Source organism: Mesorhizobium sp. WSM4829, from assembly GCF_055811475.1.
Genome location: NZ_JBVVQJ010000004.1, coordinates 1 through 15277 on the forward strand (window position 1 = coordinate 1; position 15277 = coordinate 15277).

Consider the following 15277-nt stretch of genomic DNA (forward strand, 5'->3'; position numbering starts at 1 on the left):
GCAAGCGATCCGATCAAACTATCTCAGCCAACGCTTGCAAGCAGGGGGCCGTCCACATATGAGCACCGGAAGCGCAGAAACCGCCATCAGATGGCCGCCGGAGTAGAGTTTCCAAGCCTCTTAGAATGGCAGCTTCATTCCCGGCGGTATCGGCAGTCCTGCGGTCAGTGCCTGGGTCTTTTCCTGCATCATCTGTTCGACCTTGGCCCTGGCGTCATTGTGGGCGGCGAGAAGCAGATCCTCCAGAATCTCGACCTCGTCCTCCTTGAACAGCGACGGGTCGATTTTCAGGGACTTCATCTCGAATTTGCCGGTCAGCGTCACGCTGACCAGGCCGCCGCCGGCCTGTCCGGTGGCTTCCAGCGTGGCGATCTCGTCCTGCATGGCCTGGAACTTGGCCTGCATTTCTTTCGCCTTGCCCATCAGGCCGAGAAGATCTTTCATCGCGTTGTCCTCTACGATTGACTTGTTTCTTGTTTAAGCACGATCTTCTCCGAAAACCGGCTCCCACCCTTCGGAATCATGCTCAGGTTTCGTCTTCGTCGGTGGCCGGCTCGATCGGAACCTCGGCCTCCACCGCATCGGCTTCCGGTGCGTCGGGAATGCGCACGTCGATGATCTTGGCGCCGGGAAAACGCGCCAGGATGGCGGCGACGGTCGGGTCGCTCTTGGCATCGAGGAGTGCGTTTTCGCGCTTGGTCGATTCCATCTCGGCCAGCGTCTGGCCGCCCTCTTCCTTTGACAGCGACACCAGCCAGCTGCGTCCGGTCCAGGCGCGCAATTTGGCGGTCAGATCGTTGAGCAGCATCTTCGGCGCGTCATCGGTCAGGCTGACGTCGATGCGGCCCGGCTCGATGCGCACCAGGCGCACGCAGCGCTTGACCAGCACCTTGAAGGCGATGTCGCGCTGGGCGTCGGCAAGGGCGATGATGTCGGCCAGCGATTTCACCGGCACCGGCGGCGCATCGGCGACCGGCTCCGGCGCCGGAACGAAAGGCGCAGGCATCGGCTCGGGTTCGACCAGCCGCATGGTCTGGGCGCCGCCATTGGCCGCCGGCATCCGCGTCTGCGCCACGCTGGCGCCGCCATTACCGGGATTTGCTGGGCCGGGATTTGCCGGGCCGGGATTTGCGGCGGCAGAGGTTGCGGGTGCACCATTCGAGCGTGGCGCGCCATTCGGCACCGACGCTGCGCCCTCCAGCGATTTCAGCGCCTCGTCCAGTGTCGGCAGGTCGGCGGCATGCGCCAGCCGGATCAGCACCATTTCGGCGGCGCTGACCGGCCGGTTGGAGGACTGCACCTCGGGAATGCCTTTCAACAGCATCTGCCAGGTCCGCGACAGCACCCTGACCGACAGCGCCTTGGCGAAATCGGCGCCGCGCCGGCGCTCGTCTTCCGACAGCGAGGCGTCATCGAGGGCTGTCGGCACGAAGCGCAGCCGGGTGACGAGATGGTTGAACTCGGCCAGGTCGGTCAGCACAGCGGCCGGATCGGCGCCGGTGTCGTACTGGTTGCGGAATTCGGCCAGTGCGGCCGCCACATCGCCCTTCATCACATGTTCGAACAGGTCGACGATGCGGGCGCGGTCGGCAAGCCCGAGCATGGCGCGCACCGCTTCGGCGCTGACCGCGCCGCTGCCATGGGCGATCGCCTGGTCGAGAATGGACAGCGAATCGCGCGCCGAGCCCTCGGCCGCGCGGGCGATCATCGCCAGCGCGTCGTCATCGACCGCGATGCCTTCTTTTGCGGCGATCGAGGAGAGGTGCGCGACCAACGTGCCGGCATCGATACGCCTGAGATCGAAGCGCTGGCAGCGCGACAGAACGGTGATCGGAACTTTTCTGATTTCGGTGGTGGCGAAGATGAATTTGACGTGCGGCGGCGGCTCTTCCAGCGTCTTCAGCAGGCCGTTGAAGGCCTGCGTCGAGAGCATGTGCACTTCGTCGATGATGTAGACCTTGTAGCGCGCCGACACCGGCGCGTAACGCACGCGCTCGATGATGTCCCTGATGTCATCGATGCCGGTGTGCGAGGCGGCGTCCATCTCGATGACGTCGACATGGCGGCCTTCCATGATCGCCTGGCAATGCTCGCCCGGCACGGCAAGATGGACCGAAGGCTGGTCGACATCAGATGTTTTGTAGTTCAGGGCCCGCGCGAGTATGCGCGCCGTCGTCGTCTTGCCGACACCGCGCACGCCGGTCAGCATCCAGGCCTGGGCGATGCGGCCAGTGGCGAAAGCGTTGGTGAGGGTGCGGACCATCGGCTCCTGGCCGATCAGTTCGGAGAAATTGGCAGGACGGTATTTGCGCGCCAGAACGCGATAGGCAGCGGCCTTTTCCGTTCCCGAATTTCCGGCTTCGCTCATTCGCCCGTAAAGCTCCAAGGGCCGCGGCTCAAGGCGGCCGATTCCTGCGCATAGTTTCGCCCGCAGGGCTTGGCGCCGTCAATGTCGCGGGAGAAAGGCGAAGAGGTGGGAGGCTGGAACAATGACCCGTTCCGGGCTCGTTAGGGCTGCTTCCTTCCGGACCTGACCCGGTTGGCGAGTGGACCGTCCACCACCAACCTCCCGGCTCCCATATCGGCAATCCGGCGATGAAATGCAAGGGCGCAGTGACAGGCGGCGAAACCAGAAAATAAAAAAACAGCCTCGGAGGCGGATCGCTGGCGCGAATAAGCACCATGTTGAAACTACTGGCATAGTGGCCGGCACAAAGCAAGAACAGATGAGCGAAAGCCATGGCCGGCAGACCAGAGGGGGCGAGATGGTGACTTCATTCCAGCCCAAAGTCTTGGCAGGCCATACCCTGAGTTCTTCGCCGGACCATCATCGCCACGATAGGCCTTGATTCGCTTGCCGCCCTCTTGCGGGCTAACGGCGGCCGCTCTAGCGTCCATGGAGTAAAAAAATACTACAAAAGTGAAGGAAACGCCGATGTCGCCGGGCCTCGAGGCCGGATTCACGCTGGATGCTCGTCTGGAGGCCGACAGCGAGCAGTTGATGTGGCTCGGCCTGTGCGAGTTGCGCGTGATGAACGACCGCCGCTGGCCGTGGCTGCTTCTGGTGCCGCAGCGGCCGGGCGCGGAGGAAATCCATGATTTGACGCCGCTCGACCAGGCGATGCTGACCTTCGAGACCAATATGGTGGCGCAGGCGCTGAAAAGCGTGACCGGCTGCACCAAGATAAACAGCGGCGCACTTGGCAACATCGTCCGCCAGTTGCATGTCCATGTCATCGCGCGCTCGGAAGGCGATCCCGGCTGGCCGGGCCCGGTGTGGGGGCACGGTATGCGCGAGCCCTACGAGCGCTCGGACCTCCGCCGGTTTGCGCAGAAGATAAAGGCGGCGCTATAAGCCTGTCCCGTGTCCATCCTGAAGTTGAGTCTCGATGAGCTTCCGCCTGTTTGACGCGCCCTTGCGCGAGCCGAGCCAGTTCGTCGGCTTTGCCGGCAACATGATCGACCGGCAATCGGAAAACCGCGCCGACGATTCCGTCGAAAAGGCGCTCGCCGATCCTTCAGCCAGGCTTTTGCTGATGCATGGCGGGCGGCTCTACCTGAAGCTCATTGGTGGCGGCTTCGACCCCTGGTTCGGCGCCGAGGAAAGCCGGCCGCTCGAGGCGTCGCTCGACCGTGGCGTCCTGCTCGGTTTTTCCGACAGCGGCCCGGTGCTCGCCGTACCGGCCGGCATCGACCCCGAACAGCTGCCCGATACCATCAAGGCCATCGACTATCGCTCGGTCTACATGCAGGGGCTGATCGACGAGGCGGCGGCCGGCGCGATGGCGCAAGGAGCAGCGCTGCTCGCCTGGCATGCCAGCCACCGCTTCTGCAGCAAATGCGGCGCTGAAGCCGCGATGCGGGCCGGCGGCTACAAGCGGCTTTGCCCGGCCTGCGCCACCGAGCATTTTCCGCGAACCGACCCGGTGGCGATCATGCTGACGGCGACGCGTGAAAAATGCCTGCTCGGCCGCGGCCGGCATTTCGCGCCCGGCATGTATTCGGCGCTTGCCGGCTTCATCGAGCCGGGCGAGACGATCGAGGCGGCGGTGCGCCGGGAAACGCTGGAGGAAGCCGGTATCCGGCTTGGCCGCGTCGTCTATCACGCCAGCCAGCCCTGGCCGTTTCCCTATTCGCTGATGATCGGCTGCTTCGGCGAGCCGCTCAACGACGACATCCAGGCCGACCTCAACGAGTTGGAAGACTGCCGCTGGTTCTTTCGCGACGAGGTGCTGTCGATGCTGGCCCGCGAGCATCCGGGCGGCCTGGTCACGCCGCCGAAGGGGGCGATCGCCTACAACCTCATCCGCGCCTGGGCCGACAGCGCATAGCCTGCAGGGGAAGCAGAAATGATCCGTCATACAGTGGTGTTCAGGCTGAAGCACAAGGAGAGCTCGGCCGAGGAGGCAAAATTTCTGGCAGACGCCAAAATACTGGCGGCGATACCGGGCGTCGAGAAATTCGAGCAGTTGCGGCAGGTCAGCCCGAAGAACGATTATCGCTTCGGCTTCTCGATGGAGTTCGCCGACCAGGCTGCCTATTCCGGCTACAACGACCATCCCGACCACGTCGCCTTCGTCCGCGACCGCTGGATCCCGGAAGTCGCGGCGTTTTTGGAGATCGACTACGCGCCGCTGAGTTAAGTTGGTGACTTGCCGGTGAAAACCGCCAGTTGAGCGGCGAAAGCACGCTGGTAGGCGGGCCGGGCTTCGCCGCGGGCGACATAGGCGGAGAGGTTCGGATATTCGTCCAGTAGACCCGACCCGCTCAACCTTAGCAGCACGTGCACCATCATCAGGTCCCCGGCGCTGAACGCGCCATCGAGCCAGTCGGCATCGCCAAGGCGACCGGAAAGCTCGCCCAGCCGGTCACGGATGCGATCATCGACCATAGGCAGGCGCTGTTCGTGCCAGGTCTCGTCGCGCTCCAGGAGCACGGCGGTTTGGCGTTCAAGGATCGGCGGCTCCACGGTGTTTAGCGCGGCAAACATCCATGAGATCGCGCGCGCCCTGGCATTCGCCTCGTCTGGCAGCAGGCCCGCATGGCGCTCGGCGATATGGAACACGATCGCCCCCGATTCGAACAGCGCGAGATCGCCTTCTTCAAAGGTCGGAATCTGCCCGAAAGGATGAAGCGCGAGATGCGCGGGTTCCTTCATCGCTTTGAACGAAACGAGACGAACCTTGTAAGGCTGGCCGACTTCTTCGAGCGCCCAGCGAACACGCATGTCGCGCGCCAGTCCCCTGCCGCGATCGGGCGACCGTTCAAAGGCAGTGATGGTGGGGGTCATGGGCAGGCCTTCATCTCGTCGTCTCCCTTCTTCGATTGCGGCAAGCAAAGGACGAATGTCGCGCCGGAATTCCGACATCTGCGAATTGTTTTTCAATCGCTCATGACCGCCGCGACGGAGGCACGTAGCGCTCCGGCGAAGTCGGGATGGCCATAGAGGTCGTTGTGGCCAGCCGCAATGGCGATGTGGCTGCGCAGGTCACGGGCAGCCTCGCGCAGAGGTGCCGAACGCGCCGAAGGTACGATGGTGTCGTTCTCGGCGGTGATGACGGCCGTCGGCACATCGAGGTTGCGCAACGTTTCTGCCGTCTCCATGCGGTGCCGCAGCAAGAGGCGCACCGGCAGCCAGGGATAGTGGTGAGCGGCGAGTTCTCTGAGCGAATCGAAGGGGGTCACCATGACGATAGCGCGCAACGGCCGCGCCGTCGCCAGATCGGCCGCAACCGCAGCGCCGATGCTAAGGCCGATGGCGACGATGCCGGCTTTGGCATCGCTGGCCAGCTGGTCATGGGCGCGTCGGGCGTCCTCGAACAGGGCGGCGGCCGACGGGCTGCCGCTGCTCGGCGCATAGCCGCGGTAGTGCAGCGCAGCGACCTCATGTTCGGGAAACAGCTGGTGCAGCATGAGGGCAAGTGCGTCGGCGTTCCAGGCGTTGCCGGCGAACCCCAGCAGCAGCGGGCGTGGCTCGGCCGGCGCCTGCCTTGCCGGCAGGCGGACCAGAACGACGCGCTCGCCACCCTCTGTCGCCAGTTCGACATGGCGGGCCCCAGCCGGCAGATCGGGTCCGAACCCCGCAAGGCCGGCCGGAAAGATCAGCCAGGACTGGAGCACGTACACGACGGCAACAATCACCGCATACAATCCAGCGACCGCGAGCGTCAGTTTCAAAAGCCACATCGCAGGAATGTCGCCCGATGCTCGTCACCTGGCAAGGCGCTGCGCTAGTCCGCCACCTTCCATTGCTCGCGCGACTGGCTGGCCGGGTAGACGCCCAGAATCCGCATTTCGCGCGAGAAGAAGGCAAGCTCGTCGAGCGCCAGTTTTACCAGCGGATCGTCGGGATGACCCTCGATGTCGGCATAGAACAGGGTCGCCGTGAATGCGCCGAGCTGGTAGCTCTCCAGCTTGGTCATGTTGATGCCGTTGGTGGCGAAGCCGCCCATCGCCTTGTAGAGCGCGGCCGGCACGTTGCGGACGCGGAAGATGAACGTCGTCATCATCCTGGCCTCGACCGAGGGACGTTCGGCCCACTGCCTGTTCCTGGTCAGCACGACGAAGCGGGTGACGTTGCTGTCGGTGTCCTCGACATTTTGCTCGATGATGTCGAGCCCGTAGAGCGTCGAAGCCAGCGCCGGCGCCAGCGCGGCCATGGTGCGGTCCTTCAGCTCGGCAACCAGCTTGGCGGCGCCCGCCGTGTCGCCGGCGACCACCGGCTTCCAGCCGTTCTTGCGGATATATTTGCGGCACTGGCCGAGCGCATGGATGTGGCTGTGCACGGTCTTGATCTCGTCGCGCCTGACGCCCGGCAGAACCATCAGCTGGAAATGGATCGGCAGGAAATATTCGCCGACGATGTGCAGCTTCGATTCCGGCAGGAGATGATGGATGTCGGCGACGCGCCCGGCAATCGTGTTTTCGATCGGGATCATGGCGAGGTCGGCCTTGCCGGTCTCGACCGCGTTGAAAGCATCCTCGAAGGTCGGACACGGCAACGGCTCCATATCAGGGAACATGTTGCGGCAGGCGGTGTCGGAATTGGCGCCCGGCTCGCCCTGGAAGGCTATTCTGTTGGTTTTCTCAGGCATGCCAAATGTCTCAGGTGTCCAGATGTCTCAGGTTGAAAGGACGGTTCTGGCGCGTTCGAGATCGTCCGGCGTGTCGACGCCGAACGGCGCCGACTGCACGATCTCGGCGTCGATGCGCATGCCGGCCTCAAGCGCCCGCAATTGCTCGAGCTTCTCGCGCCGTTCCAGCGGCGACGGCTTCAGCGCGACGAAGCGCTCGAGCGCCGAGCGGCGATAGGCATAGAGGCCGATGTGATGATAGAGCGGCCCCTCGCCCCAGGGTGCGGTGGCGCGGGTGAAATAGAGGGCCCGCAACCGTGTCTCCGACAGCGGCGAGCCGACGATCTTGACGACATTCGGATTGGTCTTTTCCTCGTCGCGGACGATCTCGATGCCAAGCGTGGCGATGTCGACCGTCGCATCCTCGAAAGGCCTCAGTGCGGCATTGATGATGTCGGGATCGATTGTCGGCAGGTCGCCCTGCACATTGACGATGGTTTCGACCTTGCGCCCGGGATCCAGCGTGGCCAGCGCCTCGAAGATGCGGTCGGAGCCCGATTCGTGCCCGACGCGCGTCATCACCGCCTCGAAACCGTGCGTCCGCACCGCGTCCGCCACGCTGTCCGTATCGGTAGCGACCACCACCCGGCCGAGCCCGGCCTCGGCGGCGCGGCGGGCGACATGGACGATCATCGGAACGCCGGCGATGTCGGCCAGCGGCTTGCCCGGCAGGCGGGTCGAGGCCATGCGGGCCGGGATGAGGATCAGCGTGGACATCGGGTGATAAAGCATCCGAAAAAGAGGAAGGGAAAAGTGGCAAAAGGTCTCACTGGAAGCGCCCTTATAGGTGTTGCAACGCCAGAGCAAAAGACCTAGTTTCCGCCCGATTTGACCGCCTCGCGGGGTGGTTCACGATTACCGACGGACGGAGTGGACGGATCGGTCCGCCGGAAAAGGGAGCCTGGGGCGTATGGACTCTTTCGAAATCAACAAGCTGATCGGCGGCCTGCTCGGAACCGTGTTCGTCGTCTTCTCGGTCGGCATCATATCCGACGCGCTGTTCGCCTCCCCAGCACCGGAAAAACCCGGCTACGCCATCGAGGCGACCGAGGAGCCTGCCGAGGGCGGCCCGGCAGCCCCCGCCGAAGCCAAGCCGATCGCCGACCTCCTGGCCAACGCCAATGCCGAGGCGGGTGCGTCCGTGTTCAAGAAGTGCCAGGCCTGCCACACCGGCGAAAAAGGCGGACCGAACAAGGTCGGCCCTGATCTCTGGGATATCGTCGACCGTCCCATCGCCGAGCATGCGGGCTTTGCCTATTCGGCCGGCATGAAAGAGTTTTCCAAGGGCGGCGCGGAAAAATGGACGTACGACCACCTCAATAACTTTCTGCTTTCGCCGAAGAAGCTGGTGAAGGGCACGGCGATGGGCTTCGCCGGCCTGCCGAAGGACGAGGACCGTGCCAACGTCATCGCCTATCTGCGCACGCTGTCGGACAGTCCGAAGCCGTTGCCGACACCCGGCGCTTCGGCCGAGAATGCAGCCGCGCCCGCCGAAGGCGCGGCGCCGGCCAAGCCGGCAGAGGGTGCGGCACCGGCCGCACCAGCTCCGGCCCCTGCTGCTCCCGCACCGGCCCCTGCTGCTCCCGCACCGGCTCCAGCGCAATAACGCAATTGTCATGGACAAACTCTTAGAAAAGCCGGGTTCAGCCCGGCTTTTTCAATTGGAAAAGCGCATGTGCGGCGACAAAGCCGGCCTGTCGCGGTTTTCATGAGCGTCAAATGAACTAGATTGTCCGCTAACAGCTATCGCACAGAGGAGAAGGCATGACGGTTGGCCGAACGTTTCTCAGATCGATGCTGGTTGTGGCGGCTTTTGCCGGCGGCCCGCAGGCAGCCTTGGCGGATGCATGGCGCACCACCTCGTCGCTGATCGGCGACTCCAAATATGGCGACAACTTCCAGCACTATGATTACGTCAATCCGAACGCGCCGAAGGGCGGCTCGCTGAATTCGGTGGTGCTTGGCACGTTCGACAGCTTCAATCCCTATATCGTCCAGGGTTCCGCCGCGGCTGGCTTCGCCCCGTTCGGCGGCGGATTGCTCTACGACACGCTGATGGAGCAGGCGACTGACGAAGGCAGCGTCAGCCATCCGCTGATCGCCGACGCCTACAAACATCCCGACGACTATTCGTCGGCGACCTACCGTCTTGATCCGCGGGCCAAATGGCATGACGGCAAGCCGATCACCACCGACGATGTAATCTGGTCGTTTCAGGTGCTGAAGGCCAACAGCCCGATGTACAGCCGCTATTTCGAGAATGTCACCGATGCGGTCGCGGTTTCCGACCGCGAGGTAGAATTCCATTTCGACCAGAAGGGCAACCGGGAACTGCCCAAGATTCTCGGCGATCTCGTCGTGCTGCCAAAGCACTGGTGGGAAGGTACCGACGCCACCGGCAAGAAGCGCGACGTCACCAGACCGACGCAGGAGCCGCCGCTCGGCTCGGCCGCCTACAAGATCGCCAGTTTCAAGCCGGGCTCTGAAATCATCTGGCAGAGGGTTCCGGACTACTGGGGTGCCAAACTGCCGGTGAAGATCGGCCGCGAGAATTTCGACAGGCAGCGTTTCAGCTACTTTCTCGACGACAATGCCGCCTGGCAAGCCTTCACCAAGGGCGGACTGCATGACATCAGGCCGGAAAACAGTTCGAGGCGCTGGAACACCGCCTATAATTTCCCGGCGGTCCAGGCCGGCGACGTTATCAAGCAGGAATTCAAGACCGCCTCACCCGAACCGATGCAGGCCTTCATGCTCAACACGAGGCGTCCGCTGTTTGGGGATCGTCTGGTGCGCGCCGCGCTGACTTACCCGCTCGACTTCGAAGCCATGAATCGTACCTTGTTCTTCGGTTCCAACACCCGTACCAGCAGTTACTTCCAAGGCACCGAACTGGCATCGAGCGGCCTGCCGCAAGGCAAGGAGCTGGAAATCCTTCAGCAATATCGCGACAAGCTGCCGCCCGAAGTCTTCACCCAGGAATTCAAGCTGCCGGTCTACGATTCGCCGCAGGCGGAGCGTAAGTATCTCAAGACTGCGGTCGATCTCTTCGCCAAGGCGGGCTGGGTGATCAAGGGCGGCAAGATGGTCAATGCCAAGACCGGCGAGCCTTTCAAATTCGAAATCCTCGGCTGGAACGACACCGACCAGGTCCTTTCCAGTCCCTACATCGCCAATCTGCGCAAGATCGGTGTCGACGCCACGTTGCGGCTGATCGACCAGACCCAATACATCAACCGCCTCAACAATTTCGATTTCGACGTCACCATATCGCAGTTGGGGCAGTCGGATTCGCCTGGCAACGAGCAGCGTGACTTCTGGAGTTCCAAGTCCGCAGACACGCCTGGATCCCGCAACTACGCCGGCATCAAGAATCCGGTCGTCGATGCGCTGGTCGACCGCGTCATCTTTGCGACCGACCGTGACGATCTGGTTGCTGCCACCCATGCGCTCGACCGGGTGCTGCTGTGGAATTACTATGTCGTGCCGCAACACCATCGGTCGGCGGTCTGGATAGCGTATTGGAATAAGTTCGGCATCCCGGAAAAGCAACCGACCTATAGCGGCGTCGACCAGAATTCCTGGTGGATCGATGCGGACAAGGAAAAGGCGCTGGCGGCAAAATACAAGAGTGGCAATTGATGGCGGCGCTGCCTCGCCGCGCCCCTCTGGCCCGCCGCGACTTTCTGGCCTTGGGCACTGCTGCCGCGGCGGCCGCGCTGCTGCCCGGCCGGGCCTTCGCCGCCATCCCGACCGGCGTCAAGCTGCACGGCCTGTCGGCCTTCGGCGACCTCAAATATTCCCCAGGTTTCACGCATTTCGACTATGTCAATCCGGACCCGCCCAAGGGCGGCCAGATGAATTTCGCACCGCCGAACGCCACCTTCAACCAGAGCTTCCTGACGTTCAACACGCTGAATTCGCTGGTGTTGAGAGGGGAATCGCCGCCGCGCACCGAACTCTGTTTCGATTCGTTGATGGCAAGCGCGCTCGATGAGCCGGATGCGTTCTATGGGCTGCTTGCCGAGTCCGTTATCCTGTCTGAAGACCGCAATGGCTTCCGCTTCAATCTGCGACCGCAAGCGCGCTTCCATGACGGCACGCCACTGACCGCCGAGGACGTCGCCTTCGCATTGAAGCTTTACAAGGACAAGGGTCATCCGAACCTTTCCCAGGCGTTGCGGCATATGACGGACGCGGCCGCGGTCGATCCGGTTACCGTGAACCTCACCTTCGACGGCAAGCAGTCGGCGCAAAATATCCTTGCGATCGTCGCAATGCCGATCGTGTCCAAAGTGTTTTATACGGCCAACGAATTCGATGCCTCGACGATGACACCGCCGCTCGGCTCCGGACCCTACAAAATAGGGCGCGTGGCGGCCGGACAGACCGTCGAATATGAGCGCGTCGCCGACTATTGGGGCAGGGATTTGGCGGTGAACCGCGGCCTCTACAATTTCGACCGCATCCGTATCGACTTTTATCTCGATCGCCAGGCAGCGTTTGAAGCCCTGAAAAAGGGTGACACGCATTTTCGCGAAGAATTTACCTCGCGGGTATGGGCGACCGGCTACGACTTTCCGGCGCTACAGGTCGGCAGGGTCGTCAAACGTGAATTTCCCGGCGAGAAAGCGCCGGACATGCAGGCGGTCGCGCTGAACCAGCGTCGTCCGCAATTTCGCGATGTGCGCGTCAGACGGGCTATCGCCAATTGCTTCGATTTCGAATGGAGCAAGCGGGTTCTGTTTTACGGCTCTTACGAGCGCTCGCAATCGAACTTCGAACCGTCGGATTACAAGGCCGAGGGCCTGCCTTCGCCCGAGGAATTGGCCTTGCTGGAGCCGTTCCGAGCCGAGTTGCCGCCGGAAACCTTCGGCGAAGCGGTGATGCAGCCTGTCTCCGACGGTTCGGGGCACGACCGCAAACTGCTGCGCGCGGCTTCGAGACTGCTTGCCGAGGCCGGCTGGAAGCGAGCCGGCAATTTCGTCGTCAATGAAAAAGGCGAGCGACTGCGGGTGGAAATGCTGGCCGAGGACGATGGCATCGTTCGGCTGTTCTCGCCGTGGTCCGAGAATATGAAGGCGATCGGCATCGACGCTTCGATCCGGCAGGTCGACTCGACGCAATACGAAGCGCGGCAGAGCAATTTCGATTTCGATTTCAACCTGTTCAGATCGTCGATCGGGGCGACGCCGACTGTCGATGGCCTGGAAAACCTCTATCACTCCCGGATGGCGAAAACACCGGGAACGCGCAACTATCCCGGCACCGAAAGCAAGGCCATCGATGCGCTGATCGAGGCAGCCGGCAAGGCGCAGAGCCGGAACGAACTGGTCACGGCGCTCAAAGCACTCGACCGGGTCTTGCGCGCGCGGCTAGACTGGATTCCAACATATTATCTCGCGAATCACCGAGTCGCCTATTGGGACATGTTCGGCTTTCCCGAGCAGAAGCCCGATTTCGGCTTTCCGGTCGAGACGCTGTGGTGGTTCGACAAGGACAAGGCGGCAAAGATTGGCAAAGGGTGAATTTCTCGCAGGCGTCGGCGCCGCCCCTCACCTGCCTGCCGGCATCCTCTCCCCGTATAGTAACGGGGAGAGGGGCGCTCTCATCGAGGGTTTCGCCAATCACAAGCGTGCCAATGAAAGCGCCGAGATTGCGGCCAGCCCCTTTCTCCCCGTCACTATACGGGCAGAAATGTCCGGCAGGACAATGAGGGGCGGCGCTGCCGTCGACAATTGGTCTGACGCGATTGCCTTTGGGGACCGTCCAGACACAGTGCTCCTCCTCGAGGAGGACAATTTCTGATGGGCGCCTATATCCTGCGCCGCATCCTGCTAATGATCCCGACCCTGTTCGGCATCATGGCAGTGTCGTTCGCCGTCATCCAGTTCGCGCCGGGCGGGCCGGTGGAGCAGGTCATCGCCCGGCTGACCAACCAGGGCGGCAGCGATCGCCTTGGCGGCGGCGGTGGTGACGCCGGCGCCAGCAATTTCGACGTGGCCGGCGACGCCGGTTCGAGATATCGCGGCGCGCAAGGGCTCGACCCAGAATTCATCGCCAAGCTGGAAAAGCAGTTCGGCTTCGACAAGCCGCCGCTCGAGCGCTTCGGCATGATGCTGTGGAACTACATCCGGTTCGATTTCGGCGACAGCTATTTCCGCGACATCTCGGTGATCGATCTGATCCTGGAGAAGATGCCGGTGTCGATCTCGATCGGGCTGTGGATCACTCTGCTGTCCTACCTGATCTCGATCCCGCTCGGCATCCGCAAGGCCGTCAAGGACGGCTCGGCATTCGACGTATGGACCAGCGGCGTCGTCATTGTCGGCTACGCCATCCCGGGCTTCCTGTTCGGCATCCTGCTGATGGTGCTGTTTGCCGGCGGATCGTTCTACGACTGGTTCCCGCTACGCGGCATCACCTCCGACAATTGGGACCAGTTGTCCTGGCCGGCGCGGATCGTCGACTATCTCTGGCACATGACCCTGCCGCTGACGGCGCTGGTGCTGTCGGCCTTCGCCACCACGACGCTGTTGACCAAGAATTCGTTCCTCGAGGAAATCCGCAAGCAATATGTGGTGACCGCGCGCGCCAAGGGTCTGTCGGAACGGCGGGTTCTCTACGGTCACGTCTTCCGCAACGCCATGCTGATCGTCGTCGCCGGCTTTCCCGGCGCCTTCATCTCGGCCTTCTTCACCGGCTCGCTGCTGATCGAGAACATCTTTTCGCTCGACGGCCTCGGCCTGCTCGGTTTCAGGTCGGTGGTCGAGCGTGACTATCCGGTGGTGTTCGCCAATCTCTACATCTTCTCGCTGCTTGGCCTGATCGTCGGGCTGCTGTCCGACCTGATCTATACCTGGGTCGACCCGCGCATCGACTTCGAGCGGAGGGACGTCTGATGGCCGGGGCCGCAGCCGAAACGGCGCCGGGCCGGAGCGCACGGCCCTGGCTGTCGCCGCTCAACCAGCGGCGACTGCAGAATTTCAGGGCCAACCGGCGCGGCTACTGGTCGTTGTGGATCTTCCTCGTGCTTTTCGTGCTGTCGCTGTTTTCCGAATGGATCGCCAACGACAAGCCGGTGCTCGTCTCCTACAAGGGCGAAATCCTGTTTCCGGTCGTCGTCGCATATCCCGAAGAGAAGTTCGGCGGCTTTTATGCGGTCACCGACTATCGCGACCCGGTCATCCAGGACGAGATCAATGCTCATGGCTGGATGATCTGGCCGCCCGTCCGCTACTCCTACCGGACCGTCAACAACGCCATTCCCGAGGCGGCGCCAACCAAGCCGTCCTGGCTCTATGACACCAAGACACGTTGCAACCAGTATCCGCAAGGCGCCGCCGATCCCAATTGCGTCATCGGCAACTGGAACTGGCTGGGCACCGACGACCAGGCCCGCGACGTGCTGGCGCGCGTCATCTACGGATTCAGGGTCTCGGTGCTGTTCGGCCTGATCCTCACCGCCGGCTCGGCGGTGATAGGCGTGACGGCCGGCGCATTGCAGGGTTATTTCGGCGGCTGGACCGACCTTCTGTTCCAGCGCTTCATAGAAATCTGGTCGGCGATCCCGGTGCTTTATCTGCTCCTCATCGTCGCCGCCATCCTGCCGCCCGGCTTCTTCATCCTGCTCGGGCTGATGCTGCTGTTCTCCTGGGTGGCGCTGGTCGGCGTGGTGCGGGCCGAGTTCCTGCGCGCCCGCAACTTCGAATATGTCAACGCCGCGCGCGCGCTGGGCGTACCCAACGGTACTATCATGTTCCGGCATCTGTTGCCCAACGCCATGGTGGCGACGCTGACCTTCCTGCCCTTCCTGCTCAGCGGCTCGATCTCGACGCTGACCTCGCTCGACTACCTTGGCTTCGGCCTGCCGCCCGGCTCGGCCTCGCTGGGCGAGCTTCTCAAGCAGGCGCAGCGCAACCTCAACGCGCCATGGCTGGGCATTTCCGGCTTCGTCGTCATCTCGCTGATGCTGTCGCTGCTGGTCTTCGTCGGCGAGGCGACCCGCGACGCCTTCGATCCGCGCAAGACGTTCAGATGAGGGCGATGCAGGCTGGCATTTGACATGTTATGTTTCGGAAATGGCAATCCCAACAAAAAGCGGACGTACCTCAAGGAACCGGCGGCTTTGACGGTGCGTTGGC

The 15277-nt window shown here is 62.8% G+C and carries 14 protein-coding genes and 1 other RNA gene; 8 read left to right on the top strand and 7 right to left on the bottom strand.

From position 1 onward, the window contains the following. Window positions 1-120: 120 nt before the first annotated feature. From AC0L17_RS05205 to ffs, 3 genes are all read right to left on the bottom strand, one after another. Window positions 121-444 (bottom strand): YbaB/EbfC family nucleoid-associated protein, encoded by a 324-nt coding sequence (locus AC0L17_RS05205; protein ID WP_023802083.1) that lies wholly within the window; start codon window positions 442-444, stop codon window positions 121-123. 82 nt (window positions 445-526) lie between these two features. After that, window positions 527-2368 carry a DNA polymerase III subunit gamma/tau gene (locus AC0L17_RS05210; RefSeq protein WP_473515040.1) on the bottom strand — a complete coding sequence of 614 codons (1842 nt, stop codon included), beginning with the start codon at window positions 2366-2368 and terminating at the stop codon, window positions 527-529. Window positions 2369-2473: 105 nt separating this feature from the next. Further along, an RNA gene (ffs, locus tag AC0L17_RS05215) (signal recognition particle sRNA small type) lies at window positions 2474-2570 on the bottom strand. Between the two features lie 365 nt (window positions 2571-2935). On the opposite strand from ffs, the gene AC0L17_RS05220 reads away from it, so the two are divergent. From AC0L17_RS05220 to AC0L17_RS05230, 3 genes are read left to right on the top strand one after another with little or no spacing between them, the layout of a single operon-like run. Beyond that, window positions 2936-3355, top strand: a complete 420-nt coding sequence (locus tag AC0L17_RS05220) for an HIT domain-containing protein (protein ID WP_023802081.1) — start codon at window positions 2936-2938, stop codon at window positions 3353-3355. A gap of 34 nt (window positions 3356-3389) precedes the next feature. Next, window positions 3390-4331, top strand: a complete 942-nt coding sequence (nudC, locus tag AC0L17_RS05225; RefSeq protein ID WP_473515041.1) for an NAD(+) diphosphatase — start codon at window positions 3390-3392, stop codon at window positions 4329-4331. Window positions 4332-4349: 18 nt separating this feature from the next. Continuing rightward, on the top strand, window positions 4350-4643 hold the full coding sequence (locus AC0L17_RS05230; RefSeq protein WP_128170948.1) for a Dabb family protein: 294 nt from the start codon (window positions 4350-4352) through the stop codon (window positions 4641-4643). On the opposite strand, the gene AC0L17_RS05235 is transcribed toward AC0L17_RS05230, so the two are convergent. The 4 genes from AC0L17_RS05235 to AC0L17_RS05250 form a co-directional block, all read right to left on the bottom strand. Continuing rightward, window positions 4640-5290 (bottom strand): glutathione S-transferase family protein, encoded by a 651-nt coding sequence (locus AC0L17_RS05235; protein WP_473515195.1) that lies wholly within the window; start codon window positions 5288-5290, stop codon window positions 4640-4642. The two genes, AC0L17_RS05230 and AC0L17_RS05235, sit on opposite strands and share 4 nt — an antisense overlap. 92 nt (window positions 5291-5382) lie before the next feature. Beyond that, window positions 5383-6186: an alpha/beta hydrolase gene (locus tag AC0L17_RS05240; RefSeq protein WP_473515042.1), complete on the bottom strand. Its 804-nt coding sequence runs from the start codon at window positions 6184-6186 to the stop codon at window positions 5383-5385. Between the two features lie 44 nt (window positions 6187-6230). After that, entirely contained in the window at window positions 6231-7094 is an 864-nt protein-coding gene (locus AC0L17_RS05245; protein WP_473490553.1) for a prephenate dehydratase, read from the bottom strand. A gap of 27 nt (window positions 7095-7121) precedes the next feature. Further along, a complete protein-coding gene (locus AC0L17_RS05250) occupies window positions 7122-7850 on the bottom strand; it encodes a 3-deoxy-manno-octulosonate cytidylyltransferase (RefSeq protein ID WP_027151656.1) in 729 nt (242 codons plus the stop codon). Between the two features lie 193 nt (window positions 7851-8043). On the opposite strand from AC0L17_RS05250, the gene AC0L17_RS05255 reads away from it, so the two are divergent. The 5 genes from AC0L17_RS05255 to AC0L17_RS05275 all read left to right on the top strand — a co-directional run bounded on the left by AC0L17_RS05255 (window position 8044) and on the right by AC0L17_RS05275 (window position 15174). Beyond that, on the top strand, window positions 8044-8739 hold the full coding sequence (locus tag AC0L17_RS05255; RefSeq protein WP_473515043.1) for a c-type cytochrome: 696 nt from the start codon (window positions 8044-8046) through the stop codon (window positions 8737-8739). A gap of 158 nt (window positions 8740-8897) precedes the next feature. Then, window positions 8898-10775, top strand: coding sequence for an extracellular solute-binding protein (locus tag AC0L17_RS05260; protein ID WP_473515044.1), 1878 nt, complete (start codon window positions 8898-8900; stop codon window positions 10773-10775). Then, window positions 10775-12661: an extracellular solute-binding protein gene (locus AC0L17_RS05265; RefSeq protein ID WP_473515045.1), complete on the top strand. Its 1887-nt coding sequence runs from the start codon at window positions 10775-10777 to the stop codon at window positions 12659-12661. The genes AC0L17_RS05260 and AC0L17_RS05265 overlap by 1 nt, the downstream gene beginning before the upstream one ends. 279 nt (window positions 12662-12940) lie before the next feature. Next, complete coding sequence (locus AC0L17_RS05270; RefSeq protein WP_473515046.1) at window positions 12941-14035, top strand: microcin C ABC transporter permease YejB; 1095 nt, start codon at window positions 12941-12943, stop codon at window positions 14033-14035. Then, window positions 14035-15174, top strand: coding sequence for an ABC transporter permease (locus tag AC0L17_RS05275; protein ID WP_473515047.1), 1140 nt, complete (start codon window positions 14035-14037; stop codon window positions 15172-15174). The genes AC0L17_RS05270 and AC0L17_RS05275 overlap by 1 nt, the downstream gene beginning before the upstream one ends. The last annotated feature ends 103 nt before the right edge of the window (window positions 15175-15277 follow it).

Bases quoted from the DNA above. Each gene is read 5' to 3' on its own strand.
- AC0L17_RS05205 (WP_023802083.1), bottom strand. From the start codon at position 444: ATGAAAGATCTTCTCGGCCTGATGGGCAAGGCGAAAGAAATGCAGGCC.
- AC0L17_RS05210 (WP_473515040.1), bottom strand. From the start codon at position 2,368: ATGAGCGAAGCCGGAAATTCGGGAACGGAAAAGGCCGCTGCCTATCGC.
- AC0L17_RS05220 (WP_023802081.1), top strand. From the start codon at position 2,936: ATGTCGCCGGGCCTCGAGGCCGGATTCACGCTGGATGCTCGTCTGGAG.
- nudC (WP_473515041.1), top strand. From the start codon at position 3,390: ATGAGCTTCCGCCTGTTTGACGCGCCCTTGCGCGAGCCGAGCCAGTTC.
- AC0L17_RS05230 (WP_128170948.1), top strand. From the start codon at position 4,350: ATGATCCGTCATACAGTGGTGTTCAGGCTGAAGCACAAGGAGAGCTCG.
- AC0L17_RS05235 (WP_473515195.1), bottom strand. From the start codon at position 5,290: ATGACCCCCACCATCACTGCCTTTGAACGGTCGCCCGATCGCGGCAGG.
- AC0L17_RS05240 (WP_473515042.1), bottom strand. From the start codon at position 6,186: ATGTGGCTTTTGAAACTGACGCTCGCGGTCGCTGGATTGTATGCGGTG.
- AC0L17_RS05245 (WP_473490553.1), bottom strand. From the start codon at position 7,094: ATGCCTGAGAAAACCAACAGAATAGCCTTCCAGGGCGAGCCGGGCGCC.
- AC0L17_RS05250 (WP_027151656.1), bottom strand. From the start codon at position 7,850: ATGTCCACGCTGATCCTCATCCCGGCCCGCATGGCCTCGACCCGCCTG.
- AC0L17_RS05255 (WP_473515043.1), top strand. From the start codon at position 8,044: ATGGACTCTTTCGAAATCAACAAGCTGATCGGCGGCCTGCTCGGAACC.
- AC0L17_RS05260 (WP_473515044.1), top strand. From the start codon at position 8,898: ATGACGGTTGGCCGAACGTTTCTCAGATCGATGCTGGTTGTGGCGGCT.
- AC0L17_RS05265 (WP_473515045.1), top strand. From the start codon at position 10,775: ATGGCGGCGCTGCCTCGCCGCGCCCCTCTGGCCCGCCGCGACTTTCTG.
- AC0L17_RS05270 (WP_473515046.1), top strand. From the start codon at position 12,941: ATGGGCGCCTATATCCTGCGCCGCATCCTGCTAATGATCCCGACCCTG.
- AC0L17_RS05275 (WP_473515047.1), top strand. From the start codon at position 14,035: ATGGCCGGGGCCGCAGCCGAAACGGCGCCGGGCCGGAGCGCACGGCCC.